This is a genomic window from Enterococcus sp. FSL R5-0957, from assembly GCF_038008005.1.
GTDB lineage: Bacteria > Bacillota > Bacilli > Lactobacillales > Enterococcaceae > Enterococcus_B > Enterococcus_B faecium.
The window spans coordinates 360,102-375,192 of record NZ_JBBOYG010000001.1; the positions used below are offsets into that span (position 1 = coordinate 360,102).

At 38.2% G+C, this 15,091-nt stretch carries 13 protein-coding genes and 2 pseudogenes; 13 read left to right on the forward strand and 2 right to left on the reverse strand.

Annotated elements, in window-relative coordinates; genetic code table 11:
* Positions 1-6: 6 nt before the first annotated feature.
* Positions 7-1,446 carry a helix-turn-helix domain-containing protein gene (locus MKX69_RS01745; protein WP_002339532.1) on the reverse strand — a complete coding sequence of 480 codons (1,440 nt, stop codon included), beginning with the start codon at positions 1,444-1,446 and terminating at the stop codon, positions 7-9.
* Here MKX69_RS01745 and MKX69_RS01750 point away from each other — a divergent pair.
* Entirely contained in the window at positions 1,421-1,603 is a 183-nt protein-coding gene (locus MKX69_RS01750; protein WP_002349831.1) for a hypothetical protein, read from the forward strand. The two genes, MKX69_RS01745 and MKX69_RS01750, sit on opposite strands and share 26 nt — an antisense overlap.
* 188 nt (positions 1,604-1,791) lie before the next feature.
* Positions 1,792-2,154, forward strand: coding sequence for an MmcQ/YjbR family DNA-binding protein (locus MKX69_RS01755; RefSeq protein ID WP_002287552.1), 363 nt, complete (start codon positions 1,792-1,794; stop codon positions 2,152-2,154).
* A gap of 184 nt (positions 2,155-2,338) precedes the next feature.
* Here the strand turns inward: MKX69_RS01755 and MKX69_RS01760 are convergent, their stop codons facing one another.
* On the reverse strand, positions 2,339-3,196 hold the full coding sequence (locus MKX69_RS01760) for a LysR family transcriptional regulator (protein ID WP_114634719.1): 858 nt from the start codon (positions 3,194-3,196) through the stop codon (positions 2,339-2,341).
* A 119-nt stretch (positions 3,197-3,315) separates the two neighbouring features.
* Between MKX69_RS01760 and MKX69_RS01765 the strand changes: the two genes are divergently transcribed.
* The 11 genes and pseudogenes from MKX69_RS01765 to MKX69_RS01815 all read left to right on the forward strand — a co-directional run bounded on the left by MKX69_RS01765 (position 3,316) and on the right by MKX69_RS01815 (position 15,069).
* Complete coding sequence (locus tag MKX69_RS01765; RefSeq protein ID WP_114634718.1) at positions 3,316-4,227, forward strand: ACP S-malonyltransferase; 912 nt, start codon at positions 3,316-3,318, stop codon at positions 4,225-4,227.
* A 6-nt stretch (positions 4,228-4,233) separates the two neighbouring features.
* Positions 4,234-5,880: a malonate decarboxylase subunit alpha gene (gene mdcA / locus MKX69_RS01770; RefSeq protein ID WP_114634717.1), complete on the forward strand. Its 1,647-nt coding sequence runs from the start codon at positions 4,234-4,236 to the stop codon at positions 5,878-5,880.
* Positions 5,881-5,981: 101 nt separating this feature from the next.
* Positions 5,982-6,281: a malonate decarboxylase subunit delta gene (locus MKX69_RS01775; RefSeq protein ID WP_002287548.1), complete on the forward strand. Its 300-nt coding sequence runs from the start codon at positions 5,982-5,984 to the stop codon at positions 6,279-6,281.
* The gene (mdcD, locus tag MKX69_RS01780) at positions 6,271-7,947 is read left to right on the forward strand and encodes a biotin-independent malonate decarboxylase subunit beta (RefSeq protein ID WP_114634716.1); all 1,677 of its coding nucleotides are present in this window, start codon (positions 6,271-6,273) and stop codon (positions 7,945-7,947) included. The genes MKX69_RS01775 and mdcD overlap by 11 nt, the downstream gene beginning before the upstream one ends.
* Before the next feature lie 3 nt (positions 7,948-7,950).
* Complete coding sequence (locus MKX69_RS01785) at positions 7,951-8,544, forward strand: malonate decarboxylase holo-ACP synthase (RefSeq protein ID WP_002325259.1); 594 nt, start codon at positions 7,951-7,953, stop codon at positions 8,542-8,544.
* A gap of 23 nt (positions 8,545-8,567) precedes the next feature.
* Positions 8,568-9,035: pseudogene (locus tag MKX69_RS01790) on the forward strand (acyltransferase family protein); the annotation flags it as partial.
* A 92-nt stretch (positions 9,036-9,127) separates the two neighbouring features.
* Positions 9,128-10,087 (forward strand): IS30 family transposase, encoded by a 960-nt coding sequence (locus MKX69_RS01795; protein WP_000222573.1) that lies wholly within the window; start codon positions 9,128-9,130, stop codon positions 10,085-10,087.
* Between the two features lie 10 nt (positions 10,088-10,097).
* Positions 10,098-10,718: pseudogene (locus tag MKX69_RS01800) on the forward strand (hypothetical protein); the annotation flags it as partial.
* A gap of 24 nt (positions 10,719-10,742) precedes the next feature.
* Positions 10,743-11,612, forward strand: a complete 870-nt coding sequence (mdcB, locus tag MKX69_RS01805) for a triphosphoribosyl-dephospho-CoA synthase MdcB (RefSeq protein WP_002339538.1) — start codon at positions 10,743-10,745, stop codon at positions 11,610-11,612.
* A gap of 110 nt (positions 11,613-11,722) precedes the next feature.
* Entirely contained in the window at positions 11,723-12,487 is a 765-nt protein-coding gene (locus tag MKX69_RS01810; protein WP_341008554.1) for a TIM44-like domain-containing protein, read from the forward strand.
* A 488-nt stretch (positions 12,488-12,975) separates the two neighbouring features.
* Positions 12,976-15,069: a BglG family transcription antiterminator gene (locus MKX69_RS01815; RefSeq protein WP_002339541.1), complete on the forward strand. Its 2,094-nt coding sequence runs from the start codon at positions 12,976-12,978 to the stop codon at positions 15,067-15,069.
* Positions 15,070-15,091: the final 22 nt, after the last annotated feature.

The following is a 15,091-nucleotide window of genomic DNA, read 5'->3' on the forward strand; positions in this document are numbered from 1 at the left end:
CCGTTACTATAAAAAAGTTTTGAAAGTGAGTTCAGTCAAACGATTGAGCTCATTTTTCGTAGGAATAGAAGAAATGTATACGATAGGGATATCTAGAGAATCCAGCGGGAAATTGGAAATCAAGATATCTGTTTTTTCGAAAGAAATAGTGGAAAGATCGGTTAGTTCGATAGGTAAGAAGCAGACACGTTTTCCCAAGTAATCTTTTAATTCCTGCTGCAAGAATGCCTTCCATGAAGGTTCTCCTTGGAAAATAAAATAGACATTGAACAAATTCGGTTTGATAGAAAAAATCGTTTGTTGGATCAGTAAGGACAAGAGTTGAAGGAAGAAATTCGGTTCATTGATTTCCATTTCTTTTTTTAGATCGTTCAGTAAATTCTCTTTCTGTTGAGACAAATGTGCATATTGCTGATCATATGTTTCTAAAAAACGATGGTATTGACGGTCCAATGCTTCAATCAATATCGGCGATTCATGATATTTTAATACGAGAAGAGCCAAGTTATCAGTTAGAGATGTTTTTTTTAGTTGATCAAGAGACAGCTCTGAAGCTAGTTCCTCTACAAACGTTTCGAGGCGTTCGAAAAATGGAGAATGATGCAGGCAGCAAGCGGTTTCTTTTCCATAGTTATTGTTGTAATTCCAACTTTCCAGAAAGCAGAAAGAAGCAAAAGAAAGCTCAGTGTCTTTGAGATAAATACCTTCCGTTAAATACAATTTTTTCAATGCAGAGTCATACAGGGAGGAGAGTGTACTGTTGATATGGATAGAAGAATCTAATCGGCAATTCGCTTTTATACGGATCGTATTGATAAAGAACCAACATGTTCCAAAAATCTCTTCTGTTTCAACCGCTAGCTCCGTTCGATTTATTGTTTTTAAAAATTGAAAATAATGGGATTCATGAATCGAATAATCTTCGAAAAAATAGTTGTTATGAGTAAAAGGAATCAGCAGTCGATGATAGAAAGTGCGAATCGCACGCTCTTTCCCAAGAATAGAAGCGGTATATTTCGTCAAATCGATCTGCAAGTCGTAACTTGCTAAACGCTGATTGATTTTAGTCACATGTCTTTTCAATGTCCCATAAGAAAGCCCATGGTCGGCTAGAAAATCAGGGACAGCAACTTTTTTTGTAAAAAGCAGACTTTTCAATAGTTCGACACTGACTGATTGTTTGAAAAAAATCTCCCAAAGGTCATTTGCTAATAAATTTTGCTGGTTTTGCAAACTAATCCCTGCTTGATCGCTAATGATGTCCCAGCCTTCAGGCAGTTGAGAGCGAATAGATTGAAGGTCAGAATAAATCGTTCGTTCGGTTGTCCCTATGATTTCAGCTAATTCATTTACGGTTATCTTTGTATGATTCAGCAATTGTTCTACTAAAGAAACATGACGTCGAATATCTTTTTCGGTAATGATTTTTTTCATTAGTGAATACATCAATCAGACTCCCTTCTATTCTAAGAATACGGAGAAAATAAACGGTGGTCAAGTTTCAACTGATTTTTCAATCAGTGTTTATTTTTATGGAGCATTTACTGATGATAAGAATTTCATCATGAACTTGAAAAATGATACCACTAAAATAAAAAAATAGATGGGCAAACAATAATCAACATTTTAATAGTAGATGGTAGCAAGACCAACACAGGCGGATTGAACATTTAAGAGTTGATAAAAAAGAAAAATATCGAAGTATTTGATTAGCAACTACTTGTATTCATTTTTCTATTCTTACGTGGTATCTTTGAATAAAGCGAATCAATAAGAAAGAGATGGAAGCAGATGCTAACGAAAAAAGAACTAATCGATCACATCAATGAAACATACAATTTGTCTCCAGAATATATTTTTAAAAAATTTCCTGATTATTGCGTATTCAGACATCAAAAAAGCAAAAAATGGTTTGGGGTCCTGATGTCTGTTCCAGAAGAAAAAATCTATGATGATGCAAGTGACCATAGGATCATCAATATTCTTGATTTGAAGGTCGATCCTGAACTTGGCGGAATTTTGCGAGGAAAAGAGGGGTATTTTCCAGCCTATCACATGAATAAAGAACATTGGATCTCTATTGATCTACGTAAAATAGAAAAGCTAGATGAACTAGCAGATTTGATTGATGGAAGTTTTAAATCAACGCAATGAATGTCTAGGACAATAGAGAAGAGGTTGTGACAGAAATGTTTAGCTTCAAGAAATAAGAAGGAATTTACGAAAATTGCTTCTCAAATTTTTGGGAAATTTCGGCTTATTTTCTAAGAAATTACTTCTGGAACACCGTTTGTTCGAAAAAAGAGCTGCGACAAGAATTTTGTCCCAGCTCTTTTTTTTATTTTCCTAAATAAAATTCCCGCATCGTTTTTGCAATCATTTTGATCAAAGGATGATCTTCTGTGAAGCTAGAAGATAAATAAATTGTTCGTGTCAAGGGCAAATCTTTGATTTCCCGCAAGACGAAAGGATCATTTTTATCGTAAGACCAAGAAACTTTTGGGAAAAAGCTAACAGCTAATCCTTGCTTGACAATAGAACGTAATGTCGCAGGATCATCTGTCGTCGAACTGATCGTCAATTCGATACTTTTCGCTTCAAGTGCTGCATCCAGTGTATGACGGAAGGCGTTGCTCTTTGACAGCATCAAGATGGGGGTGCGCTGGATATCTTCTAATTGCAGATGTTCTTTTTTCGCAAGAGGATGTTTCTTAGGAATGGCGACATAAACAGGTTCTTTCATGATAGGAATATTGGTCATGCCAGGCTTCATCTCCGAAGTGATGTACAGTACAGGATCGGTAATATCATCTGGTAAATGATGTTGCATGATCGTTAATTGGATATCAGGATGCTTTTCCATAAAAATTCGGACCAAGTTCGGAATAGAAACAGAGGCTACCTCTAAATACAATATGACGGAAGTAACGATCTTCTCATTGACCGAAGACAATAATTTGATTCCTTCTTCTAATGTGTCTAATGTCTTGACTGCATATGGATAAAATTCTTCTGCAAAAACGGTCGTCTCAATGTTTCTGCCGCTATGGTAAAACAAAGGGACCCCTAATTCGTTTTCCAAATGTTTGATCGCACGGCTCAAGGCAGGTTGAGAAATAAATAATTCTTTGGCTGCTTGGGTAACATTTTTTGTTTCGAATACTTTTTTAAAATACTGCAGATGAAGCAATTTCATAATTATCCATCCCATCCATACCTTTTTGTTATGGTTTTTTCTTTTTTTGGCATTTTTTATTATAGCAGAAATTGACTAAGATAGCAGTGGAAAAAGTAAGTGCTGAGGAGGCGAGGCTCATGAGTACAGGTTTCTTATTTCCTGGACAAGGCAGTCAGAAGTTAGGGATGTTAGCGGATATCCCTGAAATGTACATGGAACGTTTAGAAAATGTGACGGGGTATCGGTTAGTTGATAAAGAAGAAAACTATCAAGATACGGTTTTTATCCAGCTAGCATTACTGACAAAAGCAGTATTTTATTTAGATGAAATGGAAAAAAACGGTATTCAGCCTGATATTGCAGCAGGACATTCGATTGGTGCTTTTTGTGCAGCTGTTGCTTGTCGATCTTTGAGATTTGAGAATGCAGCGGAACTAGTCTATCACCGCGCAGTCTTAATGAAAGAAGCTTATCCAAGCGGTTATGCAATGGGCGTAGTAGTAGGTGTGACGAGAAGCGAAGCTGAGGAAATTGTAGCAAAAACATTTGATCCTGACCATCCAGTTTATCTGTCAAATGAAAATTGTCCGATGCAACATACGTTATCTGGGAGTATCGAAGGTTTATCCGTTACGTTGGCAGAAGCCAAACGGCACCAAGCGCAAACAGCGAAGCTGCTGAAAGTCCCTGTGCCATCTCACTGTCTCTTGATGAATGATACGGTCAAGAAATTCAAGCCGTATATGCAGTCTGTCCATCTATCTGATGCTAGATGTTTGTATATAAAAAATACGGATGGAAGAGCCACTCAGGACGCAGAAGAGATTTGTAAAGATTTGTTGGAAAACCTAGCTTTCCCTGTGCAGTGGAACCAAATGATGGACTTGGCAAAAGAATTAGGAATGGATCTGACGATTGAATGTCCCCCCGGCAATACTTTGACAAAGCTGATTCATACAAAATTTGGTGTAGATAAAGGGATCCGTACGATCAATCTAGACCAACATGGTATTGATGACGCCACGTTTCTATATCAAAAATGGAGATGACTAATTATGGAAAAACCAAACCGCAACTGGGCTTCTAAACGCGAAAAAAAAGCGCAGCGATTGGAAAAAATCAGCAACTTGCTCAATGGCAAGTATGTAGAAACTGAAAAAATCGTAGAAGTAATGGAAAAACTGATTGCTCCCGGCGACAAAGTTGTATTAGAAGGCGACAATCAAAAACAAGCAAGTTTTCTTTCAGAAAGTCTTGAAAAAGTAGATGCAGAAAAAGTGAATGATCTGCATTTGATCATGTCTAGTATCTCACGACCAGAACATTTGAATATTTTTGAAAAAGGAATCGCAAGCAAGATCGATTTCTCTTATGCTGGTGCACAAAGCTTGCGTGTCGCCCAAATGATTGAAGACGGCACAATGAAATTAGGTGATATCCATACTTATTTGGAACTTTATGGACGCTTATTCATCGATTTGATTCCAAATGTTGTTTTAGTAGCTGCAGATAAAGCAGATAAAGACGGCAACTTGTACACAGGTTTCAATACGGAAGAAACACCAACAATCATCGAAGCTGCAGCTTTCAAAGATGGTATCGTGATCGTTCAAGTCAACGAAGTTGTCGATTCTTTACCACGTGTAGATATCCCTGGTGACTGGGTAGACGTTGTCGTGAAAGCAGATAAACCTTATCAATTAGAAGCTTTATTCACACGAGATCCTCAAAACATCACAGAATTGCAAATTCTAATGGCAATGATGGCAATCAAAGGAATCTACGCAGAACACGGCGTACAATCTTTGAATCACGGTATTGGATTCAATACAGCAGCTATCGAATTGTTACTGCCAACTTATGGTGAATCACTAGGGTTAAAAGGGAAAATCGCGAAGAACTGGGTATTGAACCCACATCCAACGATGATTCCAGCCATCGAATCAGGTTGGGTTGAAAGCATCCATAGTTTTGGTGGCGAAGTTGGTATGGAAAAATATATTTCTGCTCGCCCAGATGTCTTTTTTGTCGGTAAAGACGGCACGATGCGCAGTAACCGAACATTATCACAAGCAGCTGGACAATATGCAATCGATATGTTTATCGGTTCAACCTTGCAATTAGATTACGAAGGAAATTCTTCTACCGTAACAAAAGGACGTTTATCTGGTTTTGGTGGAGCGCCTAACATGGGACATAATCCTGGCGGTCGTCGTCATTCTACACCAGCATGGCAATCACTTCGCGACAATGATGATCCATTAGGTAAAGGACAAAAATTAGTTGTTCAAATGGTTGAAACATATGGTTCAAATAAAAAACCAGTCTTTGTCGAAGAATTAGATGCATTAGCTGTTCAAAAACAGGCAGGCTTAGCCAATGCACCAGTGATGATCTATAGCGAAGATACTACCCATATCGTGACAGAAGAAGGAATTGCTTATTTGTACAAAGCAAAAACAAAAGAAGAACGTCAAGCAGCAATTGCAGCAATTGGCGGTGTTACACCTCTTGGAATGACTAGCACGAAAGAATCACTAGATAGCTTGCGTGAAGCCGGCATCGTGAAATTACCAGAAGATCTAGGTATCAAACGCAGTGAAGCGAAACGTTCATTATTAGCTGCACAAACAATCGATGATTTGATCGAATGGTCAGATGGCCTGTATGAACCACCAATGAAATTCAGAACTTGGTCATAAAATTGGCGAGAAAAACCTTTTGTCGCCATTTACCCAGATGGAAGAAGAAAGACGAATAAGCAGAACGTGTATGCTCTGTTTTACAAAAAGGGGAGAGATCCATGGAACAATTAGCTTATAAATATCCAACGAAACAGCCGATCAATAAGAAAATTCATGTAGGAGTGGTCGGTTCAGGAGATTTGGAAATCTTGATGTTTCCAACAGAAAAAACAGAATCTACTGTAAAAATCTGTACAGGAAGCGATGGCTTCGGCGAAGTATGGAACAATGTATTAACGAGATTTTTTGATCGTTATCCAATTTCAGCAGATATCGTTATCAATGACTTCGGTGCTACACCAGGAGTTGTGTACCTGCGATTGACGCAAGCAATGGAGGAACTTTCAGATGAAAAATAGTTTTGTAGAATTAAATGCCAGAGAACGAGTGAATGCTCTACTTGACAATGGACGTGAATTGATTGGCCCATTCGATCAAATCATCGCGCCAAGTTTACCAGCACAAGGAATCGTCCCTGAAAGTGATGACGGGATCGTTGTCAGCCGTGGAACGATCAATGGCAAACAAGCAGTAGTAATCGCTATGGAAGGAAAATTCCAAGGTGGCGGTATCGGTGAAGTTTCCGGTGCAAAAATCGTTGCTGCACTTGAACATGTGTTAGAAGAAAATAAAAAAGGAAATGAGATCTTTCCAGTCATTGTACTAGATACAGGTGGTGTTCGTTTGCAAGAAGCAAACTACGGACTGTTATCTATTTCAGAAATCGGAAATGCAATCATTGCTCTAAAACAATATGTACCAGTCATCGGTTTGATTCCAGGACGTGTAGGATCATTTGGCGGTATGTCGATTACTTCAGCATTAATGAGTTATTTAATCGCAACAAAAAAAGCGAGAGTCGGTTTGAATGGACCAGAAGTTATTGAACAAGAAGCAGGCGTTCGAGAATTTGATTCTAGTGACAAAGACTTGATTTGGAATACATTAGGATCTCGTCAACGGGTAGAATCAAAAATCATTGATGAATTAGTGACTGATAGTGTAGAAGCAATCAAAGCTGCTGTCATCGCAGCAATGGACGAACGAAAAGACACGCATCGCAGTGAAAGCTCAGCATTTTATTTATCATTACTTGATTCTTTAGATCTTTCAAAACCAATGGCCATTGACGATTACAATGAAGCAATTGCTAACCATCAAGCAAAATCAATTGACTTACCAGAAGTAGCAGAAGGAAATGAACCAGCTGCAGCAAGTGTTGGTTACGATTGGTTTGCGGCACTAACTGGCATGAAAAATCCAACTTCTTCTATTAGTACTGTGTATTATGGTAAATCAAGTAAATTCATAGAAGAAGCCATCGTGACATCAATCGTACCTGATCCTAAAAACCCGATGTACCGTGTACGAAACGGTGAAGTTGGTTTAGTTGAAGGTTTCCGCATGGGACAAATTTTGGATCACGTTTACGAAGAAGATAAAGACAAAAAAGTGAAACGGCCAATCATCGTTGTGATCGATGTACCAAGCCAAGCATACGGCTATAACGAAGAATTGATCGGTATCCATGTGGCTTTGGCTAATAGTGCTGCTGCTTATGCAAAACTCCGTCAAGCTGGACATCCAGTTATTGGATTGATTGCAGGAAATGCTATTTCAGGTGCATTTTTAGCACATGGATTACAATCAAGCCGCTTGATTGCTTTAAACAATAAAGAAATTACCGTCCAAGCGATGTCTAAAGAAAGTGCTGCACGTGTGACAAAACGTTCGGTTGCTGAAATCGAAGCAGCTGCTGAAAAAGTTCCAGCTATCGCTTACGATATCAATAATTATACAAAACTAGGAGCGATCTATCATTTCCTAGAAGATATCACCGACCAAGCTTCTTCAGAACAAAATGTCAGCAAAGTCATCGAAGCAATCAATGAAGCCATTCAAGATGTCCGCAATACAAATGACACGATGCTGACAAATCGATACACAAACGAAACAGCCAAAACATTCGGACGTGTCGAAACAAATAAAGTCCGTGCCAAAATGGACGAAGAATGGGATGCATAAAAAATGATTCAAGCACATGATATTGTCCTTTTTGATAAACATGAAATAGAAGGGTTTACCTTGCCTGAATGGGTCGTTCTAACTGAAAAGATGTTCGGAACAGTTCGTCGTGCGTCGACGGATCACGCAGAAATACTACCGATTGGTTTACGTGGACCTGCCCGCAATCAGAGATGGGCAACAGAAATCTCAAAACATGCCGTCAAACAAGTCATTCATCCGTGGGACATCATCGAACAAGAATCGTATAGACAAGAGAAAATCATGGATTATCCTGTTTATCAGCAATTTCATGCTGCTAGAAACATATTATCAGGATGTAAATGGGGAATCGGCGGCAGCTTAGGATTTGAATTATCGACTGGGATTCCGGCAGTAAAAGAAACCAGTGATTTTGATTTGCTACTGTACGCAGATTCACCGATTGAATTGCCAATTCAGGTAATTCAATCGCATCCTGCTTTTTTTGAGCAATTCGATACCCAAGTAGTGACTCGGCAAGGCGGTTTTTCACTAAAAGAGTATTTGAGAGAGCCAGAGAAAAAAATTCTATTGAAAACAGTCGAAGGACCTAAATTAACCAAAGAACTTTGGTAATAAAGAAAAAGAGAGAGAAAGAGATGTTTGAAAACAAAAAAATCAAAATCAACGTAAGTGACTTCCAGAAAGTATCAGCTGTAACGGCTGTTATGATGCAAACGATATTGAGCTTTGCTTTGGCAAACAGCCACAGCGCAACAAATACAGCTTTTCTTGGTACCTTTTACGTCATCGTTAAATACACAGCACCAATGTTTATTTTTGCAATTGTTTATAATATGGTAAAAACAAGCCAGCATTTGTCTTATTGGGAATTTTTGAAAGAAAAGTTTTTTGAACTAGTCGTTCCGTATCTTCTATGGACGACGGCTTATCTTTGGCTATTTCCAGCAGTCCAACAACAAACTCCGTATACGGATACTGCAAGCTTTTTACTGAAATATGTCACAGGTGATGGAGCGCCTCATTTATGGTATACCGTTATGATGCTGCAGATCCAATTGTTCATGCCGTTTTTTGTTTGGCTCGGTTACAAAGTATTTGCTAACGCCGATTGTAAAATTAAGCTAGACAACTAAAAAAGTCATTTGTGCTACACTCAAAATAGTTCCGTCCAAAGAATTATAAGGAGTGAGTACAAATGACCTATACCCATCTTACAACGGATGAACTTGTAATGATAGAGTCTTATTTCAAAATAAATCAATCTGTTGCGAAAACTGCGCATTGCTTGAATCGTTCAAGACAAACGATCCATAAAGTATACCTGTTCTTCAAGCAAGGAAAATCAGCCTTAGAGTACTATCAACAGTATAAGAAAAACAAATCAAACTGTGGTAGACGCCCGCTTGTTTTACCTGAGGAACAATCAGAATATATTCAAAGAAAGGTTGTTCAAGGATGGACACCCGATGTGATTGTTGGTCGTGCAGCGTTTCCTATTCGTTGTTCTGCTCGTACCATTTATCGTATGTTCAAAAAGGGGCTATTTAATCCTTCTGACTTACCGATGAAAGGCAAGCGTAAACCAAATGGACATCAAGAAAGACGTGGAAAACAAGCTTTCCGTCGCTCTATTCATGAACGTGAAAAAGATTATAGCCAATTCTCAAATGAGTTTGGTCACCTTGAAGGTGACACTATCGTAGGTTTGAAACATAAAAGTGCTGTAATTACCTTAGTTGAGCGATTATCAAAAGTTATCATCACATTGAAACCGTGTGGTAGACAAGCGATTGATATTGAAAACAAATTAAATCATTGGTTTGAATCTGTACCGAAAAATCTATTCAAATCCATCACTTTTGATTGTGGAAAGGAATTTTCAAATTGGAAACAGATCAGTAATGCCAATGATATTGCCATTTATTTCGCTGATCCAGGAACGCCGTCTCAAAGAGGCCTAAACGAGAATTCTAACGGATTGTTACGTAGAGATGGTTTATTGAAATCTATGGATTTCAATTCAGTAGATGAATCTTTTATTCAATCTGTCGCATCGAAACGAAATAATATTCCTAGAAAATCACTGAATTATCGAACACCTTTGGAAGTATTTTTGAGTTACGTAAGTATTGATGATTTGTCTAACTTAATTTGACAATTAAGATAATAAAAAATATGTATGGCCAGTATTGATTGGTTCAACGATTTTATATGTCGCATGGTATCTGTTCTATCAAACACAAGTATTGACTGAGCCTTATCATGACAGCTGGTACTTGTTAGATCGGTTTGTTGCTAGTTTCATGATTTACGGGATTTATGGGGTAGCCGCATTTGTTTATCATGAAAAAGTTTATCAATATTTGGACAGAGTACGTTATCTTTTCTTACCTGTTGCCTTAGTTATCGCGTTCTTTTCTGTCCGTTCATTGCTCGCACATCCAGGAGACTTGAGCTTTGCGACTGCGCCTTACTTGAATACGCTCCAAAGTTTATACAGTTTAGTCATCATCTTTGCTGTCTTCATAGGCGCTTCCAAAATGATTGTAAACGATTCGCCAAAATTGCCATTGTTCAAATGGTTGTCTGTTTATGCTTATCGTACGTATTTAGCCAATGTATTTGTTTTCCAAGTACTGTTATTATTGTTTAAAGATAGTTGGCTGCAGTTACCTTCAGGAGTCATGATTCTTGTAGCTTATCTAATGACGGCAAGTTGTGCATTTGCTTTAAGCTGGTTACTTCATATCATTTGGGTAGCTATCAAAAAAGGTTTCAGCAAGTAATAGTAGGAAGAAGGAGTGAGTGTCATGATAAATGACGAACGAAAAAAAGCAGTGACTCAGCAACTCGCTGCGTTGGTAGAGGAAGCATTGATCGCAGAAGTAACATTAAGTCCAAAACCTGGATTAGTGGATGCACTGGATGCGGGTGCACATTCCGATATGGACTATGCTTTATTTCTTAAGTCTGCTAAGACGCTAACTCCTTTTTTTGAAGAAATGGCTCAAATAGCGTGGCATCATGCTATTGATCAGGAGTTAAGAGAAAGAATTGCTGAGATTGGGCGAAAAGCGGAAAAGGCAATGCTGATTGCTACAAATGGCATCAATACCCATAAAGGAGCGATTTGGGCAATGGGGCTATTGATCAGTGTCATTGCACAAAAAATCAGTATGGAACAGCCTTTTTCTTTATCGAAAATACTTGATGATGTCAGCAAGCTTGCTGCTTTTCCTGATACAAAATATCGTCATAAAAAAACCACTCATGGTCATACGGTGAAGCAAAAATATGGCGTAAATGGTGCATATGAAGAAGCGATATTAGGGTATCCGCATATCAGGCTTGCAATCCAAGCAGCTAAGGAGCTAGATAATGATTCATATGTACAGAAACAAATGCATATGTTGTTAGTTTTGATGAGTTCGCTAGATGACACATGCGTATTGCATCGCAGTGATCAGAAAACGTTAGTGGAAATGCAAAAACTTGCTCATGCTGCTAGTCAAAGTGCTTTACCAAATCGTCCATTTACAGCACTGTTGCACTTTTGTCAGGAAAACCAAATCTCTCCTGGAGGAAGCGCAGATCTCTTGTCTGCAAGCTTGTTCATGCTGAAGATAGAGGAATTATGGACTGCCGACACATACATCTGTCCGATGTTACTCAATGACTAAATAAGACAAAATTGCTAAAAAAACAGTTTATGCATCTGGTTATTGACTCTTCCTTTTAGCAAGGCTATGATAAAAATAGTTTTTTGTAATAAAAGATAACGAGGAAGACAATGAAAAAAATCAATTATTTAGCAATCATTTTGTTAGTGGGCCTATGTTTGTTTGCTCTGCCGACCCAAGGATTCGCTGTCGCGGGTGGTCATGGTGGAGGTACATCTAGCGGTCGAAGTTCGGGCAGAGGTTCATTTGGCGGTCGTTCATATGGGGGCAGTTATTTTGGCAGTCGTTCTTACGGCAGAGATTCTTATGGGTATTATGGTCCAAGTACAGGTCCTTCTAGTTATGAGCAAACGGGATTTCTTGCATTAGCTGTTTTGTCAGTAGGAGGGGTTTCTGCTTTTTCTATCGTCAAGAATAAAAGACAAAAGAAAAGGCTGAAAGCGGAGATATTGTCCCGCATGTCAGGAACGGCTAAAGAAAAGAAAGCACAGTTTCTGGAAATCCAAAAGATATTCATGAAGATCCAATCCGCTTGGGAAGAAGAAACTCCTGAAAAAGCCAGAAGCTGTTATACAGACAAGCTGTTTGCCAAACATCAGAAAGTTCTGCAAAAAAACAAAGCAGACGGTGTAAGAAATCATACTAAAAAAATAACTATTCAGGAAGTAGGAAATTATCGACAGATCCACGAAAATAGTTTTGCCATCCGAATTGATTTCAGATGCTGTGATTATTCAGTCGATCGAAAAGATGGGCGATTGATCTCAGGAAGTAAGACACAACGACAGTATTTTTCTCAGATATGGTATTTTGATTTTTCTGAGAAAGAAAAAAGATGGCAAGCCGATTTTATTCAGCCGATTATGCTGGATTGACAGGAAATATTTATGAATGGAGCTGTGACAAAAGCCTTGTTGCAGCTCCTTTTTCTGAATAAACGGTGTGCCAGAGATAGCCTATCGGCAATAAGGCACGATTTTGTAAAAGATGGGAAGCTATTTTTCAAAATCGCTTCTTATCGCTCAAGGCTGAACATCTCTGTCACAACCTCTCCACTAAATGGTGTTTAAAAGCTTGCATCTGCGATAATATGAACAACCAAACGAAAAATAGGAAGCACTATTTTAGTTTAGTTGTTCTTATTACTTGATGCAGGACAGCTTTTTCACAACCTCTTTTTTGTATAGATGGGCAAAATTTTTGTAATAATAGGCGTATGTCTTTTTCGTTGAGGAGATGAAAAAGCATATGGCTTATTTTTTGTTTGCTTTGCTTACTTTCTTTCCACTTCAAGTGGCAGAAATATCTACTTTTTATTATGTAAGCGGAACCATATACTTGAAATCAGAAGGAGATCATTTCTATGAAAACAAGAACAATTGAAATACTTCACAGAATCATGACAGCCCAATATCCAGTAAAAGCAAAACATCTAGCAAGTGAGTTCAATGTCAGTCAGCGGACGATTCGTCAGGAAGTTCTTGAAGCGAATATCTGGTTGAGCAGTAAAAAGCTTCCGGAGATCCGTACAATTCGCAACAAAGGTTTTTTGTTGAAGCTGGAAAAGGAAAAGCAAGCTCGATTAGAAACTGAAATAAAAGATGTGAAAGACGGCTTTTTGAATCGGCGCGAACGTATTTTTGATCTAGTTTTAGCCGTTGCTTACAGCCGAATCCCGATCCATCTAAACAAAAAAGAAGAAGAATTTCAAATCTCTAAAAGTACATTAGATGAAGATATGAGACGGTTACGAGCAACACTGGTCAGTTATGGGATAGAGATCGTCAGTTATGGAAAGCAAGGACTGGTTTATAAAGGTTCAGAACGATCTATCCGTACGATGATCTATGATTTTATCAATCAGAATCTGGGAATGACCGGCTTCTTTATGAATCAAGATGCACAATTAACACCGGCTCAAAAAATCTTTCTCCATTATTTTCCTTTGGTGGAAATCAAAAGAATACAGGAGATCTATTCCAATAAGTTGTTGAAACAAGAAGATGATATTTATAAAAAACAAATCCTGCTTTTTACATTGATCTGGATCCAGCGAATCAGGAAACATGAATTTATCTCTGCCATTAATTGGAAAAATACAGAAATAAAAGACAGTAGCTTTTCTGCATTTATTGACCACATGATCGAGGAATTTCAATTGGACAATGTCCCGCAAGTAGAAAGAAATTATCTTCGTTTCACTATTGAGACGTTCAATGCTAGAGATATCTCCAATTCAATCGAGTGGGTACAAGCTCAATTACTAACGATCCAATTGATCCAATTTGTAGAGAACGAGACACACGTACCTTTCCATCTAAAGGAAGAAGCTTTATTCGAAAATCTCTATAAGCACATGGCTGCACTGATTGTAAGAATCAAGAATCATATCCAAGTCATGAATCCATTGAAAGAAAACATCCGAACAAATTATTTCCCAATCTACCGCGCAGTCACTCATTTTGTTCCTACGATCGAAGAAGTAATTGGTGGCAAGATACTGGAGGACGAGATAGCTTTTCTTGTCATCCACTTTTCGACGATCGCCAGTGTAATCAAGCGAGACTTGAATTATGTTTATAAATCAGTCGTTGTCTGTAACCATGGGATGGCTACTGGAAATCTGTTAGCAGAGAATCTGAAAGAAAAGTTTCCTCAGATCGAGATTACTGCAGTTTTAAGTTCAAAAGAAATCGAATTAGTAGATAAATTGGATGTCAATCTGGTTTTCAGCACCTTTCAATTGAATTATCGAAATAAGCCGCTTTTAGTTGTCGATCCGATTTTAACTGAGACGAATATCTTGGTTATAGAAGACTTTTTGAAAAGAAATGAAGAACTACAGCGGTTAGAGCCTAACAGTCATGAATCGACGGAGTTATTCACTCAAATAATAGATGTCATGAAAGAAAGTGGTGGCCGAGTAGATCGAATCATCTATGGCAAGTTAGAAAAATTATTCGAAACAAACAATTTAGAAATCAACAAAAGGGAGATCCAGCCTATGTTAAAAGATATTTTGACGGACAGCAATATCATGATCAAAGAAAAAGCCACTACTTGGGAGGAATCGATTGAACTAGCTGCTAGACCATTGGTTAAAGAAAACATTGTCGAAGAGCGCTATGTCGAAGCGATGATTCGTGCAGTGAATGAATATGGACCGTATATCGTGATTGGCAAACACATGGCGCTAGCCCATGCCCGACCAGAAGATGGGGTCAATAAATTAGGAGTCAGCGTAGCTACGATTGAGCAACCAATCGATTTCGGTAATCCTGAAATGGATCCAGTAAAGATTATTTTTTGTTTGGCAGCAGTAGACTCCTACTCGCATCTGAACATCATGAAAGAACTAATTGAATTGATCAACAACGAAGAGAAATTGGATCGATTGATTGAATGCACAAATATCGAAGATTTCAAACAACTGCTTTTTTCAGTAGTTGAGAAATAATAAATGATACGGGGGAGAACAA

Coding starts and splice junctions, on each gene's coding strand:
- MKX69_RS01760 (WP_114634719.1), bottom strand. CDS start 3,196: ATGAAATTGCTTCATCTGCAGTATTTTAAAAAAGTATTCGAAACAAAA.
- MKX69_RS01810 (WP_341008554.1), top strand. CDS start 11,723: ATGAAAAAAATCAATTATTTAGCAATCATTTTGTTAGTGGGCCTATGT.
- MKX69_RS01795 (WP_000222573.1), top strand. CDS start 9,128: ATGACCTATACCCATCTTACAACGGATGAACTTGTAATGATAGAGTCT.
- MKX69_RS01745 (WP_002339532.1), bottom strand. CDS start 1,446: ATGTATTCACTAATGAAAAAAATCATTACCGAAAAAGATATTCGACGT.
- MKX69_RS01785 (WP_002325259.1), top strand. CDS start 7,951: ATGATTCAAGCACATGATATTGTCCTTTTTGATAAACATGAAATAGAA.
- MKX69_RS01755 (WP_002287552.1), top strand. CDS start 1,792: ATGCTAACGAAAAAAGAACTAATCGATCACATCAATGAAACATACAAT.
- mdcA (WP_114634717.1), top strand. CDS start 4,234: ATGGAAAAACCAAACCGCAACTGGGCTTCTAAACGCGAAAAAAAAGCG.
- mdcB (WP_002339538.1), top strand. CDS start 10,743: ATGATAAATGACGAACGAAAAAAAGCAGTGACTCAGCAACTCGCTGCG.
- MKX69_RS01765 (WP_114634718.1), top strand. CDS start 3,316: ATGAGTACAGGTTTCTTATTTCCTGGACAAGGCAGTCAGAAGTTAGGG.
- MKX69_RS01750 (WP_002349831.1), top strand. CDS start 1,421: ATGATTTTTTTCATTAGTGAATACATCAATCAGACTCCCTTCTATTCT.
- MKX69_RS01815 (WP_002339541.1), top strand. CDS start 12,976: ATGAAAACAAGAACAATTGAAATACTTCACAGAATCATGACAGCCCAA.
- mdcD (WP_114634716.1), top strand. CDS start 6,271: ATGAAAAATAGTTTTGTAGAATTAAATGCCAGAGAACGAGTGAATGCT.
- MKX69_RS01775 (WP_002287548.1), top strand. CDS start 5,982: ATGGAACAATTAGCTTATAAATATCCAACGAAACAGCCGATCAATAAG.